At 67.0% G+C, this 15503-nt stretch carries 14 protein-coding genes; 7 read left to right on the forward strand and 7 right to left on the reverse strand.

Annotated features, from left to right (window positions below; genetic code table 11):
* Nucleotides 1–13 precede the first annotated feature (13 nt).
* The 5 genes from ACOI2T_RS35395 to ACOI2T_RS35415 all read right to left on the reverse strand — a co-directional run bounded on the left by ACOI2T_RS35395 (nucleotide 14) and on the right by ACOI2T_RS35415 (nucleotide 4761).
* A complete protein-coding gene (locus tag ACOI2T_RS35395) occupies nucleotides 14–802 on the reverse strand; it encodes an ABC transporter ATP-binding protein (protein WP_409502934.1) in 789 nt (262 codons plus the stop codon).
* Nucleotides 783–1814, reverse strand: a complete 1032-nt coding sequence (locus ACOI2T_RS35400; protein WP_409502935.1) for a taurine ABC transporter substrate-binding protein — start codon at nucleotides 1812–1814, stop codon at nucleotides 783–785. Before ACOI2T_RS35400 ends, ACOI2T_RS35395 begins: the two co-directional genes overlap by 20 nt.
* The gene (locus ACOI2T_RS35405) at nucleotides 1811–2671 is read right to left on the reverse strand and encodes an ABC transporter permease (RefSeq protein ID WP_409502936.1); all 861 of its coding nucleotides are present in this window, start codon (nucleotides 2669–2671) and stop codon (nucleotides 1811–1813) included. The genes ACOI2T_RS35400 and ACOI2T_RS35405 overlap by 4 nt, the downstream gene beginning before the upstream one ends.
* A gap of 141 nt (nucleotides 2672–2812) precedes the next feature.
* Nucleotides 2813–3427 carry a DUF3159 domain-containing protein gene (locus ACOI2T_RS35410; protein WP_409502937.1) on the reverse strand — a complete coding sequence of 205 codons (615 nt, stop codon included), beginning with the start codon at nucleotides 3425–3427 and terminating at the stop codon, nucleotides 2813–2815.
* A gap of 20 nt (nucleotides 3428–3447) precedes the next feature.
* Nucleotides 3448–4761, reverse strand: a complete 1314-nt coding sequence (locus ACOI2T_RS35415) for a cytochrome P450 (protein WP_409502938.1) — start codon at nucleotides 4759–4761, stop codon at nucleotides 3448–3450.
* Nucleotides 4762–4893: 132 nt separating this feature from the next.
* Here ACOI2T_RS35415 and ACOI2T_RS35420 point away from each other — a divergent pair, with 132 nt between their 5' ends.
* The 6 genes from ACOI2T_RS35420 to ACOI2T_RS35445 all read left to right on the forward strand — a co-directional run bounded on the left by ACOI2T_RS35420 (nucleotide 4894) and on the right by ACOI2T_RS35445 (nucleotide 12653).
* On the forward strand, nucleotides 4894–5556 hold the full coding sequence (locus tag ACOI2T_RS35420; protein WP_067849697.1) for a TetR/AcrR family transcriptional regulator: 663 nt from the start codon (nucleotides 4894–4896) through the stop codon (nucleotides 5554–5556).
* Entirely contained in the window at nucleotides 5553–6560 is a 1008-nt protein-coding gene (locus ACOI2T_RS35425) for a magnesium transporter CorA family protein (protein ID WP_409502939.1), read from the forward strand. The genes ACOI2T_RS35420 and ACOI2T_RS35425 overlap by 4 nt, the downstream gene beginning before the upstream one ends.
* Before the next feature lie 109 nt (nucleotides 6561–6669).
* Entirely contained in the window at nucleotides 6670–8223 is a 1554-nt protein-coding gene (locus ACOI2T_RS35430) for a Re/Si-specific NAD(P)(+) transhydrogenase subunit alpha (protein WP_421875417.1), read from the forward strand.
* Nucleotides 8211–9647, forward strand: coding sequence for a Re/Si-specific NAD(P)(+) transhydrogenase subunit beta (gene pntB / locus ACOI2T_RS35435; protein WP_067849703.1), 1437 nt, complete (start codon nucleotides 8211–8213; stop codon nucleotides 9645–9647). Before ACOI2T_RS35430 ends, pntB begins: the two co-directional genes overlap by 13 nt.
* 175 nt (nucleotides 9648–9822) lie before the next feature.
* On the forward strand, nucleotides 9823–10962 hold the full coding sequence (locus ACOI2T_RS35440; RefSeq protein WP_409502940.1) for an acyl-CoA dehydrogenase family protein: 1140 nt from the start codon (nucleotides 9823–9825) through the stop codon (nucleotides 10960–10962).
* Between the two features lie 95 nt (nucleotides 10963–11057).
* Nucleotides 11058–12653, forward strand: coding sequence for an LCP family protein (locus ACOI2T_RS35445; RefSeq protein ID WP_409502941.1), 1596 nt, complete (start codon nucleotides 11058–11060; stop codon nucleotides 12651–12653).
* Nucleotides 12654–12656: 3 nt separating this feature from the next.
* Here the strand turns inward: ACOI2T_RS35445 and ACOI2T_RS35450 are convergent, their stop codons facing one another.
* Together ACOI2T_RS35450 and ACOI2T_RS35455 are read right to left on the reverse strand one after the other, a co-directional pair.
* Entirely contained in the window at nucleotides 12657–13817 is a 1161-nt protein-coding gene (locus ACOI2T_RS35450) for a sensor histidine kinase (RefSeq protein WP_409502942.1), read from the reverse strand.
* 1 nt (nucleotide 13818) lies between these two features.
* Nucleotides 13819–14457, reverse strand: coding sequence for a response regulator (locus ACOI2T_RS35455; protein ID WP_409502943.1), 639 nt, complete (start codon nucleotides 14455–14457; stop codon nucleotides 13819–13821).
* 121 nt (nucleotides 14458–14578) lie between these two features.
* Here ACOI2T_RS35455 and ACOI2T_RS35460 point away from each other — a divergent pair, with 121 nt between their 5' ends.
* Nucleotides 14579–15460, forward strand: coding sequence for a LysR family transcriptional regulator (locus ACOI2T_RS35460; protein ID WP_409502944.1), 882 nt, complete (start codon nucleotides 14579–14581; stop codon nucleotides 15458–15460).
* Nucleotides 15461–15503 lie beyond the last annotated feature (43 nt).

Below are 15503 nucleotides of genomic sequence, written 5' to 3' on the forward strand. Positions count from 1 at the left end.
GCCTGATTCGCGGCTACGCCGCGGCTGCCTTCACCGCCTCCCCCACCTCAGCCCGAAGCCTGAGGTATTCGGGTGAGCGCCGCAGCTCGTGCGGGTCGACGCCGGTGCGGGGCAGGTCGACCGGCAGATCGAGGGCGACCTTGCCGGGGCGCCGGGTCAGCACCACGATCCGGGATCCGAGAAACGCCGCCTCGTCGGCGCTGTGGGTGACGAAAACCGTTGTGCGCCCGGATTCCGCGCTCACCTGACGGACATCCTCCTGCAGCCGCTCACGCGTGAGCGCATCGAGGGCCGCGAACGGCTCATCGAGCAGGAACAGCGGGGTCTCGGCGGCCAGCGCCCGCGCGATCGCCACGCGCTGCTGCTGGCCACCGCTGATCTCCCAGATCTTGCGGCGCGCAGTGCCTTCCAGCCCCACGCGCTCGAGAAGCTGGTCACGTCGTTCGGCTCGCCGCTCGCGCGGCACCTTCGCGTACTTGAGCGCGAGTTCGATGTTGCCGCCCACGGTGCGCCACGGGAACAGCCGCGGCTGCTGGAACACCACGCCGGATGTGACGCCCGGCGTCGGTTGCGTACCCGCGACCTGAACCTCACCCTCGGACGGGGTTTCGAAACCGGCGATCAATCGCAGCAACGTGCTCTTGCCGCACCCCGACGCGCCGACGAGGACCAAGAACGCCCCCGGCTCGACTTCGAGGTTCACCGGCCCGAGCGCGGTCACTTCACTGGCGCCGCGGCCGTACCGGTGCGCGACGTTGCGGATCCGCAGCGCGCCGCCGGCATCACTGTTTGGTGATGGCACCCGGCAATCCCTTCGTATAGATCGCGTCCTGGAATGTCGGCAGCGGTGCCGCTGCCGGAATCTGCTTCTGGTCGGCCAGGAACTGCGATGCGCTCTGCAGGTTGGCGGAGATGTTGCCCGGCGCACCCTCCGACCCGAGCCACTGCTCGGACGCCACCTCGGCCGGCGTCAGGTACACGCCCTGTTTGAGTTGTCCCTCGACCTCTTGCGGAGGCAGGCCGATCTCCGCCGCGATGGCCTTGGCCGCGGCGGCTGGGTCGTTCTTGATGACGTCGAGCGCGCGGGCCTCCTGCTCACGCCAGGTGTCGACCACATCAGGATGCGCCGCGGCGAACTCGTCGGAGACGACACCCAGGTCAAGGGTCGGCTTGCCGTCCTTGGCGAGCTGCCTGCTGGTGATCAGGTCCTTGCCGGTCTTGCGCAGCTGGTCCAGCGTCGGCAGCCAGGTGTAGGCGGCGGCGATGTCACCGCGGTCCCAGGCCGCCAGGATTGCCTGCGGCTGGAGGTCGATGAGCTGAACATCGCTGGGCGACAAGCCGTTCTGCGCCAACGCGGCGAGCAGGCTGTAGTGCGCGGTCGACGCGAACGGTGTCGCGACGCGCTTGCCCCGCAGATCGGCGATGGTGTTGATGCCGCTGTCGTTGCGTGCCACCAGCGCTTCGTTGTCACCGGCCACGTCGAGGACGAACGCGACCTTGTACGGAATGTTGAGCGGCGCCGACAACCCGCGGGCGACGGGACTGGACCCCAGTGCACCGAAGTCCAGTTCCTTGGCGATGAACGCCGTGTTGACGTCGGCACCGGAGTCGAACTTGGTCCACTTGATGTTGTAATCGGGCAGCGCCTCTTCGAGCCACCTGTTGTTCTTGACGATCAGGTCGCCGCTCGGAAAGGACTGGTAGCCAAGGCGAATCGTCGGCTTCTGCGAGTCGTTTCCGGAGTTGTCGACCGCGCAGCCCGCCAGCGTCAGCATCGCGGCGGCCGCCGTCGCCAGAAGTGCCTTCAGGTTCATATCTTTCCTCTCCATGGGACAGCGCGCCGCTCCACGGCACGTAGGGCTCCATCGATCACCAGGCCCGAGATCCCGATGGCGAAGATGCCGACCAGCACGACCGGCGTGTTGTTGTAATTGCTTGCGTCCTTTACCAATCCGCCGATGCCGGGAATGCCGTTGAACAGTTCGGCGGCGACCACCGACGAGTACGCCATGCCGACCGCCAACCGGATGCCGGTGAAGGTTTCGGGCAGGGCGGACGGCACCACCACGTCGCGGATCACCTGAGCGCGCGAGGCGCCGAGGGCGCGCGCCGCTTCCTGCAACCCGACCGGTGCGGCGACGACGGCCGCAGTCGTGGCGACGGCGGCCGGCGGAAGCGCGGCCAGGGCCAGCAGCGTGATCTTCGGGGCCTCGTCGATACCGAGCCAGATGACGAGCAAGAAGAAGTACGCCAGCGGTGGCAGGGCACGCAGGAACGTCAGCCACGGCTCCAGCACGCTGCGCAGCCAACCGACCGAGCCCATGAGCAGGCCGAGCAGCACCCCCGCGACCACGCCGATGACCACACCGGCCAACACGCGGCGCAGCGTCATGTAGAGGTGCTCGACCAACAGGTAGCCGCCGTAGCCGCGAACGCCGTCATGAGTTGTCGACACGTCGAGAAACGCGCGCCACACCATGCTGGGGTACGGCACGAAGGTCTGATTCCAGATGCCGGCCAGCGCGACGAGCTGCCACACCACGAAGAACACGACCACCGAGAGCAACGGCAACACGGCTTTCGTGAGCAACGTGCGCCACCTAGCGGGCGTGGCGGCAGGTCGCGAGTCGGTATGCGACTCACTGGGGACGATATCGACGAAGACAGACACGGACGGCCGACTTTCTGTTGCTGAAGCGACGTTGGCGGTTCGGCTTCAGCGACAGCAGGAGTCGGCGGACTGCGTCGTGTTCACCCGCGTATTAGTACCGGCGGCGGGGACCGGGATGAAGGTCTGGAATCGCGGTGAGTTTTATGTCGCGGACTGCGGCAGCGTCCGGATCGCGTACCGGACGACCAGCAGGATCGCTGCGGTGGTCACCAGGAACAGCGGCCATCCCATCGCGATCCGGGCGATCGCGAGCAGGCTCTCCTGGTCGGTGTCGTAGAGGTAGTACTGGACCAGGAACCGCGACCAGGACACGGTCGCCATCACGGCGGTCACCACGTCAAATGCCAGCCGTACGCGGGGAATTCGTCGCCAGGTGCCGTCGCGCCCGGTGACCCAAGCCCAGACGACGCCGACGAGCGGACGCCTGACGACGATCGACACGGTGAACAGCGTCGCCGTCAGGAAGTACATCCAGATGCCGGGCAGATAGAAGTCCTTGGCCTGGCCGGTGACCAGCGCGAGCCCCGCGCACACCGCCACACCGGCGAACCCCCACAGCGCCGGCCGAGTGGACTCCCGACGAAACAGCTGCCACCCGAGCACGAGCGCGGCTGTTGTCAAGGCCGCGATGGTCGCCGGGATGCGTCCGAACACTGCCGAAGTCAGCGCGAACGTCGTCACGGGCAATCCCGAATAGACCAGGCCGCGAACGCCGCCCGCGCGGGCCAGCAGTCCGTCGAGCGGAGAGTCCGTCATGCTCACCGAGCGTACCTAGCTCAGCGAAACAGTTCGGCGGCCTCGACGCGGGCAGTGCCCAGATGGGCGGGCAGCCGGAGGTATCCGTGCAGGTTCACGAGGCCGCGCCGTTCGGGCGTCTCGGTGAGATGCAGGTCCGGATAGGCCTCGAATAGCACACGCAGCGCGGTCGTCCCTTCGATGCGGGCCAAGGCGGCTCCGAGACAGGCATGGATTCCGGACGCGAAGGCCAGGTGGTCGCGGACGTTGGGGCGCGTGACGTCGAAGCGTGCCGGATCGTCGAACACCGCGGGGTCGCGATTGGCACCGCCGAGCAGGACGGCGACCATGTCGCCGGCCCTCAGCCGCTGCCCGCCGATTTCGATGTCGGACTGCGCGGTGCGGGCCGTCATCTGCACGGGACTGTCGATGCGCAGGATCTCGTCGACGGCCGCGGGCCACAGTTCGGGGTTGTCGCGCAAGAGCACGAGCTGGTCGGGATGGCGCAACAACAGGACGATGCCGTTGCCGATGAGGTTGACCGTGGTTTCGAAGCCGGCCCCGATGAGCAGTGCGGCGTTCGCGGTGAGTTCGCGGTCGGTGAGCGTGTGGTCCGCCGCCATCCGGCTGAACGGGTTGTCGCTGGGGGCGCCGGCGCGCACCTGACGGAAGTGCTCGTTCAGGTAGGTGTCGATCCCGCGAAGCCCGGCTATGGCCCGGCGATAAGTGCTCCACCGGATTCCGATGTCCAGCAACGGTGCACCGTGGTGTCCCCACTCCAGCAGCCGGGCATGGGTTTCGGTGGGCAGGCCGAGGATTTCGGCGATCATCGCGACGGGAAGCGCCGCGGCGTAGTCGGCGATCAGATCGGGCCGCGGGTTCGCGGCGAGTTGGTCGATCAGTTGGGACGTCACCGCGGCCACCCGGGTGTCGAGTGTCTCGATCGCACGTGGGGTGAAACTCTGCGCCACCAATTGCCGGTAACGGGTGTGGTCGGGCGGATCGACGATGACCATCGCGGGCGGCTCGACCGGGTTGGCGACACCCGGGTCGGTACGGTCCAGCAGCATCCGCAGTGCGCGCGGCATCTCCATACCGGTCGGCGGCGTCACGCCGAACCGCTTGTCGCGCAGGATCTCCCGGCACAGTGCGTGGTCAGCGGTGACCCAGACGAAGGGTGTGCGGATCAGCCGGCCCCGCGACCTGACGTCTTCCATCACCGGATAGGGGTCATTGCCCCGGCCGTGATTGACGATCAGCCGGGCCATGGGGTTTCCCCGCCACGCCTGGACGGTCATGAAGGACTTCGGTACGGCGTGCAACGCCAGCCACCGTGCCCACAATCCGATGTCCATGAGACCTCCCCTTGTCGCGACGCTCATTACGATGAGACGTGTGAGACGTGTGAGACAGTTAGACGATCATCGTCTCGCTTGTTTCGATGGTTAGGCTACGGCGGACGGCACGGGCAGGCAAGGAGGAGTTCGGTGACATCGACACGAACAGCGGACTTCGTGCGGCGGCTCGCCGAACCCGACCCCGACGTCCTGGCGCGCGTACGTGAGCCCGACGCGATCAGCACCCGCATCTTGAGCGCGACGCTCGAACAGGCCGAACTCGTCGGTATCCGGCGCACCACGATGGAGGACGTCGCCAAGCGCAGCGGCGTCGGCCGGGCAACGCTCTACCGGCGCTTCCCCACCAAAGACGCCCTGATCGACGCGCTCGTGCTGTCGGAAGCGCGGCGCTACCTCGACGGCAGCGCACAGGCCCGCGCGCACGCCGAAACTCTGGAGGACCGCCTGGTCTACGGCACGGTGTTCACGGTGACGTTCCTGCGCGAGCACGCGCTGCTCAAGAAACTACTGCGCACCGAACCCGAGACCATCCTGCCGAGCCTGACCATCGACGCAGGCGCGATCATCGACTTCGCGACCGACTATTCGGCCGCGCAGCTGCGCACCGACCTCTACGGGACGGCCGAGACGACGCCCGAACAGGAGCGTCACATCCGCACCGTCGCCGAGTTGCACACGCGGCTCACGTTGTCGTTCATCGTCACACCGCACACGAGGATCAAGCTCGCGACGATCGAGGACACCCGCGACTATGTCCGCACCTACCTTCTGCCCATGGTGACGGTCGGATGACGCAGGTGCAGGGCCGGATCTGGCGAGCCGGTGAACCCGACGACGAACACTTCAGCTTCTCGGCGATCTCGGACTGCCTCGCCGACGACGACACCCTGCTGTGGGCCGACATCTACGACCCTGACCACGACACGCTGCGCGGTCTGGCCGACGAGCTCGGACTCAATGTCTGGGCCGTCGAGGATGCCATCGCCCCGAACGAGCGCACGAAAGCGTCTGTGTACCACACACATACGTTCTTCACGGTGTACGCCGTCGAGACGCGCGTACCGAACGGCGACGCGGTGTCGGCTCTCGTCAAACACCGCATCTCGGCCTTCGTGCTACCGCGCGGGCTCATCACCGTCCGGCTACCGAGCGTCGAGGCTTCGGCCACCGAGTTCGACATCGGTGAGGTGTCACGGCGGTTCGACGAGCTCGGAGGGCAGCGCTACGGCGTCGGCGCGCTCCTGCACGGCCTGCTCGATGTCGTCGTGGACGGGCATTTCGAAGCCGTCCAGGCCCTCGACGACGCGATCGAATCGCTCGAGGACGAACTGTTCGCCGACGGCGGTCCCAAGCACGGGCTGCAGCGGCGCACGTTCCGGTTGCGCAAGGACCTCGTCGAGCTGCGCCGGGTGGTGCTGCCGATGCGCGAGGTGGTCAGCACCATCCAGCACCGGCGGCTGGACGCCAAGATGTCGCCCGAACTCGACCCGCTTTATGCCGATCTGTACGACCACGTGCTGCGCGCGTCCGAGTGGACCGAATCCCTGCGCGACATGGTCACGACGGTGTTCGAGACCAACCTGTCGCTGCAGGATGCCCGGTTGAACACCGTGATGAAAAAGCTCACCGGCTGGGCCGCGATCATCGCGGTGCCAACGGCCATCACCGGTTTCTACGGCCAGAACGTCACCTATCCCGGAATCAACACCGTGGCGGGCTTCATCGCCAGTTCAGCGTTGATCGTCGTACTGGTCATCCTGCTGTACGTCATGTTCAAACGGCGCGACTGGCTGTAGCGATTCAGTTGGTAAGCGCGTCGCTTACCGCCCTAGGGGGCACGCGCAATATCGCGAACCAGATGCAAGACTCTTCAATGCCCAACCAACTAGATCGGACCGAAAATCGATGATCATCGGGATACCCCGCGAGTCTCTGCCTGGTGAGACACGCGTCGCCGCCACCCCACAGACCGTCGGCCAACTCATCAAGCTCGGCTACACGGTCGTCGTCGAATCCGGCGCAGGGGCAGCCTCCAGTTTCGCCGACGGCGCCTACGTCGACGCCGGCGCCGACATCGGCACGTCCGATCAGACCTGGGCCTCCGATGTCGTGCTGAAGGTGAATGCGCCCGACGACAGTGAGATCAAGAGTCTGCGCGACGGTGCGACGCTCGTCGGCCTGATCTCGCCCGCGCTCAAGCCCGAACTGGTCGAGAAGCTGTCGACGCGCCCGATCACGGTGCTGGCCATGGACGCGGTGCCGCGTATCTCCCGGGCGCAGTCGTTGGACGTCTTGTCGTCGATGGCCAACATCGCCGGCTACCGCGCCGTGGTCGAGGCCGCCCACACGTTCGGCCGCTTCTTCACCGGCCAGGTGACCGCGGCGGGCAAGGTTCCGCCGGCCAAAGTGCTCGTCGTCGGCGCCGGCGTGGCCGGGCTCGCGGCGATCGGCGCCGCGGGCAGCCTGGGCGCGATCGTGAAGGCCACCGACCCGCGTCCCGAGGTCGCCGACCAGGTCGCCTCGCTGGGCGGGGAGTACGTGTCGGTCGACCCGGCGGCAGCCGAGGTGTCGGCCACCGGCTACGCCAAGGAGATGGGCGAGGACTACAAGGCTCGCGAGGCGCAGTTGTATGCCGAGCTCGCCAAGGACGTCGACATCATCATCACCACCGCGCTGATCCCCGGTAAGCCCGCGCCCCGGATCATCACCGCCGAGATGGTCGCGTCGATGAAGCCGGGCAGCGTGATCGTCGACATGGCCGCGGCCAACGGCGGCAACGTCGAGGGCACCGTCAAGGACCAGGCCATCGTCACCGACAACGGCGTGACGATCATCGGCTACACCGACCTGGCCGGCCGCCTGCCCGCACAAGCGTCGCAGCTGTACGGCACCAACCTGGTGAACCTGCTCAAGCTGCTGACGCCGGAGAAGGACGGGCAGCTCACGCTCGATTTCGACGACGTGGTGCAACGGTCGGTGACCGTCGTGCGCGACGGCCAGACCACCTGGCCGCCACCACCCGTCCAGGTCTCGGCCGCACCGGCCGCTCAGCCGGCTGCCGCCGCGCCGGCCGTCAAAGAAGAGAAGCCGCCGATGTCGACCGGGCGCCGCCTCGGCATCACCTTCGCGGTCGCGGCCGCGATCTTCGCGCTCATCGCGATCTCGCCTGCCGCGCTGCAGGTGCACCTGACGGTGTTCGCGCTGGCGATCGTGATCGGCTACTACGTCATCGGCAATGTGCACCATGCGCTGCACACCCCGTTGATGTCGGTGACCAACGCGATCTCGGGAATCATCGTCGTGGGTGCGCTGCTGCAGATCGGCCACGGCGACATCGCTATCACCTCACTGGCCTTCGTGGCGATCCTGCTGGCCTCCATCAACGTCTTCGGCGGATTCGCGGTGACGCGACGCATGCTCGCCATGTTCTTCGAGGAGCTAAGAACGTGTTCACCCTAGAAAACATCGCGACGGCCGCCTACGTCGTCGCGGCCCTGCTGTTCATTCTCGCGCTGGCCGGCCTCTCCAAGCACGAAACATCCAGGGCAGGCAACACATTCGGCATCGCCGGCATGGCGGTCGCACTGGTCGCGACGGTCGCCCTGGCGCTGGAGCGCAAGATCGAGCCGCTGGGCCTGGCGCTGCTGATCGTCGCCATGATCGTCGGCGCCGCGATCGGCCTGTGGCGCGCCAAGGTCGTCGAGATGACCGGCATGCCCGAGCTGATCGCGCTGCTGCACAGCTTCGTCGGCCTGGCCGCAGTGCTCGTCGGCTGGAACGGCTACCTGCACGTCGAGGGTGATCCCGCCGGCGCCGAGGCCGCCCACCTGGCCGGCGAGGGCATGATCGGCATCCACTCGGCCGAGGTGTTCGTCGGTGTCTTCATCGGCGCCGTCACGTTCACCGGCTCGATCGTCGCCAACCTGAAGCTCTCGGCCCGCATCAAGTCCGCACCGCTCATGCTGCCCGGCAAGAACATCCTCAACGTCGGGGCACTCGTGGCCTTCTTCGTGCTCACCGTGTGGTTCGTGATCGACCCGCAGCTGTGGCTGCTCGTGGTCGTGACCGTGCTGGCCCTGCTACTGGGCTGGCATCTCGTCGCCTCGATCGGCGGCGGGGACATGCCCGTGGTGGTGTCGATGCTCAACAGCTACTCGGGTTGGGCCGCGGCGGCATCGGGCTTCCTGCTGGGCAACGACCTGCTGATCATCACCGGCGCGCTCGTCGGCTCCTCGGGTGCCTACCTGTCCTACATCATGTGCAAGGCGATGAACCGCTCGTTCATCTCCGTGATCGCGGGCGGCTTCGGCATCGAGGCCGGGCCCGCCGACGACAAGGACTACGGCGAGCACCGCGAGATCACCGCCGAGGGCGCCGCCGAGCTGCTGAGCTCGGCCAGCTCGGTCGTCATCACGCCCGGCTACGGCATGGCCGTGGCCCAGGCGCAGTACGGCGTCGCCGAGCTGACCCGCAAGCTGCGCGATCGCGGCGTCAATGTCCGCTTCGGCATCCACCCCGTCGCGGGCCGCCTGCCCGGCCACATGAACGTTCTGCTGGCCGAGGCCAAGGTGCCCTACGACATCGTGCTCGAAATGGACGAGATCAACGACGACTTCGCCGACACCGACGTCGTCCTCGTCATCGGCGCCAACGACACCGTCAACCCGGCTGCCGCCGAAGATCCCGGCAGCCCGATCGCCGGGATGCCGGTGCTCACGGTGTGGAACGCCGCCAACGTCATCGTGTTCAAACGGTCCATGGCCTCGGGCTACGCCGGCGTGCAGAACCCGCTGTTCTTCCGCGAGAACACCCAGATGCTGTTCGGCGACGCCAAGGACCGCGTCGACGCGATCAACAACGCGCTGTCCGCCGTGCACGCGTAGTCCTCTGCAGGTACCTGGCACAAGTCACTCGGCGCGCACTGTGACGAGCGTGCAAGCAACGGTGGCGATTTCGCGAGATTTCCGCAAAAGGCTGCACGCTCGTCACAGTGCCGTGACCCGAACAACTCGCCGTCGCTAGGTCCAGTCCCGCGGAGAGAAACTAGGATGTCCAACTATGCCGGTGGACCGCCTACTGCCCTCTGACGAAGCGCACGAACTCATCGCACTGACCCGCGACATCGCCGACAAGGTGCTGGACCCGATCGTCGACCAGCACGAGAAGGCCGAGACCTATCCCGAGGGTGTGTTCGCCCAGCTCGGCGCGGCCGGGCTGCTGAGCCTGCCGCAGCCCGAGCAGTGGGGCGGCGGCGGGCAGCCCTATGAGGTGTACCTACAGGTCCTCGAGGAGATCGCCGCTCGGTGGGCGGCCGTCGCGGTCGCGGTGAGCGTGCACAGCCTCTCGTCGCATCCGCTGTTGACGTTCGGCACCGACGAGCAGAAGGCGCGCTGGCTGCCCGGCATGCTGTCCGGTGCGCAGATCGGGGCATACAGCCTGTCCGAACCGCAAGCCGGCTCCGACGCCGCGGCGCTGCGGTGTGCCGCCAAACGCAGCGACGACGGCTACGTGATCAACGGGTCGAAATCCTGGATCACCCACGGCGGGCGCGCGGACTTCTACACCCTGTTCGCGCGGACCGGTGAGGGCTCGAAGGGCATCTCCTGCTTCCTCGTGCCCGGGACCCTCGACGGCCTGAGCTTCGGTAAGCCCGAAGAGAAGATGGGCCTGCACGCCGTACCGACCACGTCCGCGTTCTACGACAACGCCGTCATCGACGCCGACCGGTTGATCGGCGCCGAGGGCCAGGGCTTGTCAATCGCGTTCTCCGCGTTGGATTCCGGCCGTCTCGGCATCGCCGCGGTCGCTGTCGGCATCGCCCAGGCCGCCCTCGACGAGGCCGTCCGCTACGCCAACGAGCGAACGACGTTCGGCCGCAAGATCATCGATCATCAAGGCCTCGGTTTCCTGTTGGCCGACATGGCCGCCGCGGTCGTGAGCGCCCGCGCCACGTTTGTGGACGCCGCGCGCAGACGCGATCAAGGCCTGCCGTACTCGACACAGGCCAGCGTTGCCAAACTCGTGGCGACCGACGCCGCCATGAAGGTCACCACCGATGCGGTGCAGGTACTCGGCGGGGTCGGCTACACCCGCGACTTCCGCGTCGAGCGCTACATGCGCGAAGCCAAGATCACCCAGATCTTCGAGGGCACCAACCAGATTCAGCGGCTCGTCATCTCGCGCGGTCTGGGTTCGTAACGATCGGGCTGCGTCCCGACGCCGGGGGTGCATGAGCGGGCCGCAATTTCCTGACCGGTCAATTTCGCGCGATCGACCCCATAATGGCAGGTGACATGAATTCACCAGCCCATGCGCGGAAACACCGCTGGCGTCGCGGGCGGCGCCCGCGCGTGCGAACCGCATCGCGAGCCGCGGCCGGCCTGGCCGCGGTCGTTGCGCTGGTCGTCACCGGTACGGGCTGGATGACCTACCGCGGCGCGCTGGACGGCATCACGACCTCCAATGCGCTCGACGGTGACCCCGGCTCGACCGGGGACACCGAGAACATCCTGATCATGGGGATCGACAGCAGGCTCGATCAGTACGGCAACCCGCTGCCGCAGGACATCTACGACGCGATGCATGCCGGCGACGAGTCAGCGGGTGACTACACGGCCGACGTGCTGATCGTGGTTCACCTACCCGGTGACGGCAGCCCCGCGACCGCGTTCTCCATTCCGCGCGACGACTACGTCGACCTGGCCGGCTGCCCGAACGACATCTGTGAGGGCAAGGTCAAGCAGGCCTACGGCTATGCGTACGACGCCGCGATGAATTCGTCGGATTCCTCGGAAGACGTACCTCAACCGAGCGAGCAGGAAGCCCGAGAGGCCGGACGGAAGGCCCAGATCGCCACGGTGCGGAACCTTCTCGAGATTCCGATCGACCACTTCGTCGAGATCACCCTCGGCGCGTTCTTCGAGATCGCCAAGGCGGTCGCGCCGATCACCGTGTGTCTCAACGAGGACACGTCAGATCCCTACTCAGGAGCGAACTTTCACAAAGGCGAGCAGCAGATCGACGCCGCACAGGCCATGGCGTTCGTGCGGCAGCGCCGCGACGTGAACGACGCGAGCTTCACCGACCTGGACCGCACCCGCCGGCAGCAGGCCTTCATCGCCGCACTGGTATCGGCGCTCAGCAAGAACGGCGCGCTGAGCAGCCCGACGACGCTGCGTGACCTCTTGGACGTCACCAAGCAGAACGTGGCGCTGGACGCCGACTTCGACCTCGCCAGCTTCGCCAAGCGGGCCTCGGACCTGACCGAGGAGCCGCCGACGCTCTACACCCTGCCGATCGTGGAGTTCACCCAGAACGAGTACGGCGAGGACATCAACATCATCGACGTCCCGACCGTGCGAAAGATCGTGCACGACCTGGTGTCCGAGACGGACCCCGCCGCGTCATCCGCGTCGTCCACCCCGACCAGTCCGGCCCTCGACGGCCACGGCGCGATCCTCGACGTCGTCAACGCCTCCACCTATATCGGGTTGGCGGCGAAACTCGAAACAATCTTCGGCGCAAGCGGTTTCACGCAAGGCCAGATCGGTGACGCCGAGGCGCTGGCCGCCACCACCACGATCGCCTACGGACCGGGCGCCGAGGCCGCGGCCCAAGCGCTGGCCACCGAACTCGACGTGACGGCCACGCCGTCGCAAGAGATTCTGGCCGACACGGTGCAGCTGACGATCGGCACCGATTTTCCCGGCGACGACTATCTCAACATGAGCCTTGCCGACGAGACCGCCGATTCCACGAGCACAACCGAATCCAGCACGACCCCCAGCACACCGGTCACCACTGTCGCCGCCACGGCCAGCGGCACGTACACCCCGGCACCCACCGACCTCAGTCAGATGACCGTATCCGGGGTGCCGTGCGTCAAGTGACGACTACAGCGTCACCGTCACCTGCGTCCCATACCCGGTCTCTGAGCTGATGGTCATGGTCCCGCCCATCGCCTCGACGCGGACCTGCAGCGAGGCCAGGCCGATGTGCCCGTCCGCGACCGCCTGGGCCACCGTGTTCGGATCGAATCCGGCGCCGTCATCGGTCACGGTCAACACCGTTCTGTCGCCGGTCCGGCGCAGGCCGACCGAAACCGTGCTCGCGCGAGCGTGCTTGTTCACGTTGGCCAGCAGTTCGCGCGCCGCGCGGTAGAGCAGCGCCTGGCCGTCCGGATGCCCGACTTCATCGAGGTCGGCACGCACGGTGAGATCGCCGCGGTTCTCGTACTGCCGCAACAACTCCCGCACCGCAGGCGTGAGACCGAGTTGCGCGAGCACCTGGGGGTGCAGTGCGGTCACGGTGGACCGTAGCCCGCTCGCCGTCTCCTGCAGTGCCGCGTGCACCATGTCCAGCGCCGGATCCGGGTTCCGTTCGCGTACCTCATCGAGTTCGAGCCGCGCCGCAAGCAGGGTCTGCAACGGCCCGTCGTGCAGATGCTCGGCGAGTTCGGCGTTGCGGAGATCGTCGGCTCGCGTCGACTCAGACACCAGCCGGCGACGCACGTCGAGCAGTGCGCGCACCCGTGCCGAACGGCGGGCCAGCACAAGCGACAACGCGGTGGTGGCCACCGCGAGCCACACCAGGAAACCGACCTGCATGTACACCACATTCGGCAGGCCGACGTTGTCGTCACGTTTCGAGTAGAAGATCCACACCGCCAGATATGCCGCCGCAGTGGTGGTTCCCAGGATCGCGGTCAAGATTGGCCGATCCTGGAACGCAACCGAGATCGGCAGGAGAAAGAACACCGGCAGCAGTGCGGCCGTCGCGCCCCCGGACACCGCGCACAGTGCCACCAGAACCAGGACGTCGACCCCGGTGGACGCCCACTCGGCCCATGGCGGCATCGGCCCGCGCAACACCACCACCAACCACAGCACCGCGGCGGCCGCATAGAGACCCAAGATGACCGCGTAGAGGACCGGCAGCCAGTGGTCGACCTCCCACACCGAGACCAGCACCATGATCAAGCCGATCAGCGGCAACCGCAGTACCGCAGAGACCCGGACTGGTTGCGCGGCAAAGAATTCGACGCCAGACGCCATGTCAGTCCAGGAGCCGGCGGCGCATGGCCTCGGCGACCGCCGCACCGCGATCGCTGACGCCCAGTTTCTCGTACAGCCGTTGCACGTGGGTTTTCACCGTCGACGGTGCCAGGTACAGCTCCTTGGCCATCGCCGGGATGCTGCGGCCTTTGGCGATCAGATCGAGTACCTCCCGTTCCCGCGGGCTGAGCGCCGGAGCGTCGGGTTCGTTGCGGCGACGGATCTCACCGGCCAGGCCGGCGGCCAGGTTCGGGTCGATGACGTCACGGCCCTTCGCGCACGACAGCACCGCGTTGACGAGCTCACTGCGCGTGGACTCCTTCGACAGGAACCCGGCCGCCCCCTGCTGCAGTGCGGTGTAGACGATCGCCGACTCGTCGTGTGCCGACACCAGCAGAACCCGGGTGGGCAGCTCGGCACGCGTCACGGCAGCCGCAACCTGCGCACCGTCCAGTTGCGGCATCCGATAATCCAGCAGAGCCACCTGCGGCCGATGAGTCTTGATGAGTTCCAGTGCGTCGGCGCCGTTGTCGGCCTCGGCCACCACCTCGATCTCGCCGCTCGAGGTCAGGGCGCGGACCACGCCCTCACGGAACATCGGGTGGTCGTCGCCCACCACGACCTGCACCTTCTCGGCCATGCGGCACAGCATCGCACAGCAATGCGTACGGGTTTCCCCGATTGGTGAGCTGTCACAAACTCCCTCGACACGCCGGGCGAAAGCGCAAGTTTGTGCCTGCCCGGCAGGGAAAGTCACCACCATGCACACAGACGAGCTGAGCTGGTTCGTCGTTCTCGCCGAAACCGAGCACGTCACCGACGCCGCGACCGAACTCGGCATCAGCCAGCCGACCTTGTCGCGGGCCCTGGCACGTATCGAGGAGCAGGTGGGCGTCCCGCTGTTCGACCGGGTGAACCGGCGGCTGCGGCTCAACGGATATGGCGAGATCCTGCTGGAGCATGCCCGGCGTTCGATCGCCGAAATGCGTTCGGCCACCGAGCGAATCGCCGCATTACGCGACCCGGACAGCGGCACCGTGCGGTTGGCGTTCCTTCATTCGCAAGCCAGTTGGTTCGTCCCGGATCTGCTGCGAAGGTTCCGTGCGGAGGCGCCACGGGTGCAGTTCGGACTGGTTCAGGGTGCCGCGCACGAGATCGTCGAGCGACTGGCCGGCGGCCAGGCCGATCTGGCGATCACCTCACCGCGCCCCGAGGGTTATCGCTGGCGCGGTCTGTACATGGAACGACTGTGCCTCGCGGTACCGCGCGGCCACCGCCTGGCGTCGCGGAATCGCGTCAAGCTGGCCGATGCCGGCAACGAACCGTTCGTCGCGCTGGCACCCGGCTTCGGGCTTCGCCAGCTCACCGACGAACTGTGTGCCGAGGCCGACATCGACCCCGACGTGGTGTTCGAAGCCATGGAGATCCCCACCATGGAGGGTCTCGTCGCAGCGGGCTTCGGGGTTGCCGTCGTGCCGGTGCCCCGCCCCGAGCGGGCCGAGCCCGGGGCCGTCTACCTGCCGCTTTCCCAGGCCTCGGCCAAACGTCAACTCGGCCTGGCCTGGTCTGCCGACCGGTCGCTGCCGCCTGCGGCCGAGCGGTTCGCGGACTTTGTCATACGCAGCACGCATGATGTTGAGTAACTCTATGCATTGGACACATTGACAGGCACTGCCTAGCCTCGTT

Source organism: Mycolicibacterium wolinskyi str. Jessa 2025 (assembly GCF_049241375.1).
In the GTDB taxonomy this organism is placed as follows: Bacteria; Actinomycetota; Actinomycetes; order Mycobacteriales; family Mycobacteriaceae; genus Mycobacterium; species Mycobacterium wolinskyi.

What these genes read in the sequence shown, in the direction of transcription:
- ACOI2T_RS35400 (WP_409502935.1), bottom strand. Translation starts at nt 1,814, where the DNA reads ATGAACCTGAAGGCACTTCTGGCGACGGCGGCCGCCGCGATGCTGACG.
- ACOI2T_RS35410 (WP_409502937.1), bottom strand. Translation starts at nt 3,427, where the DNA reads ATGACGGACTCTCCGCTCGACGGACTGCTGGCCCGCGCGGGCGGCGTT.
- ACOI2T_RS35415 (WP_409502938.1), bottom strand. Translation starts at nt 4,761, where the DNA reads ATGGACATCGGATTGTGGGCACGGTGGCTGGCGTTGCACGCCGTACCG.
- ACOI2T_RS35425 (WP_409502939.1), top strand. Translation starts at nt 5,553, where the DNA reads ATGACGCAGGTGCAGGGCCGGATCTGGCGAGCCGGTGAACCCGACGAC.
- ACOI2T_RS35430 (WP_421875417.1), top strand. Translation starts at nt 6,670, where the DNA reads ATGATCATCGGGATACCCCGCGAGTCTCTGCCTGGTGAGACACGCGTC.
- ACOI2T_RS35440 (WP_409502940.1), top strand. Translation starts at nt 9,823, where the DNA reads ATGCCGGTGGACCGCCTACTGCCCTCTGACGAAGCGCACGAACTCATC.
- ACOI2T_RS35445 (WP_409502941.1), top strand. Translation starts at nt 11,058, where the DNA reads ATGAATTCACCAGCCCATGCGCGGAAACACCGCTGGCGTCGCGGGCGG.
- ACOI2T_RS35450 (WP_409502942.1), bottom strand. Translation starts at nt 13,817, where the DNA reads ATGGCGTCTGGCGTCGAATTCTTTGCCGCGCAACCAGTCCGGGTCTCT.
- ACOI2T_RS35455 (WP_409502943.1), bottom strand. Translation starts at nt 14,457, where the DNA reads ATGGCCGAGAAGGTGCAGGTCGTGGTGGGCGACGACCACCCGATGTTC.
- ACOI2T_RS35460 (WP_409502944.1), top strand. Translation starts at nt 14,579, where the DNA reads ATGCACACAGACGAGCTGAGCTGGTTCGTCGTTCTCGCCGAAACCGAG.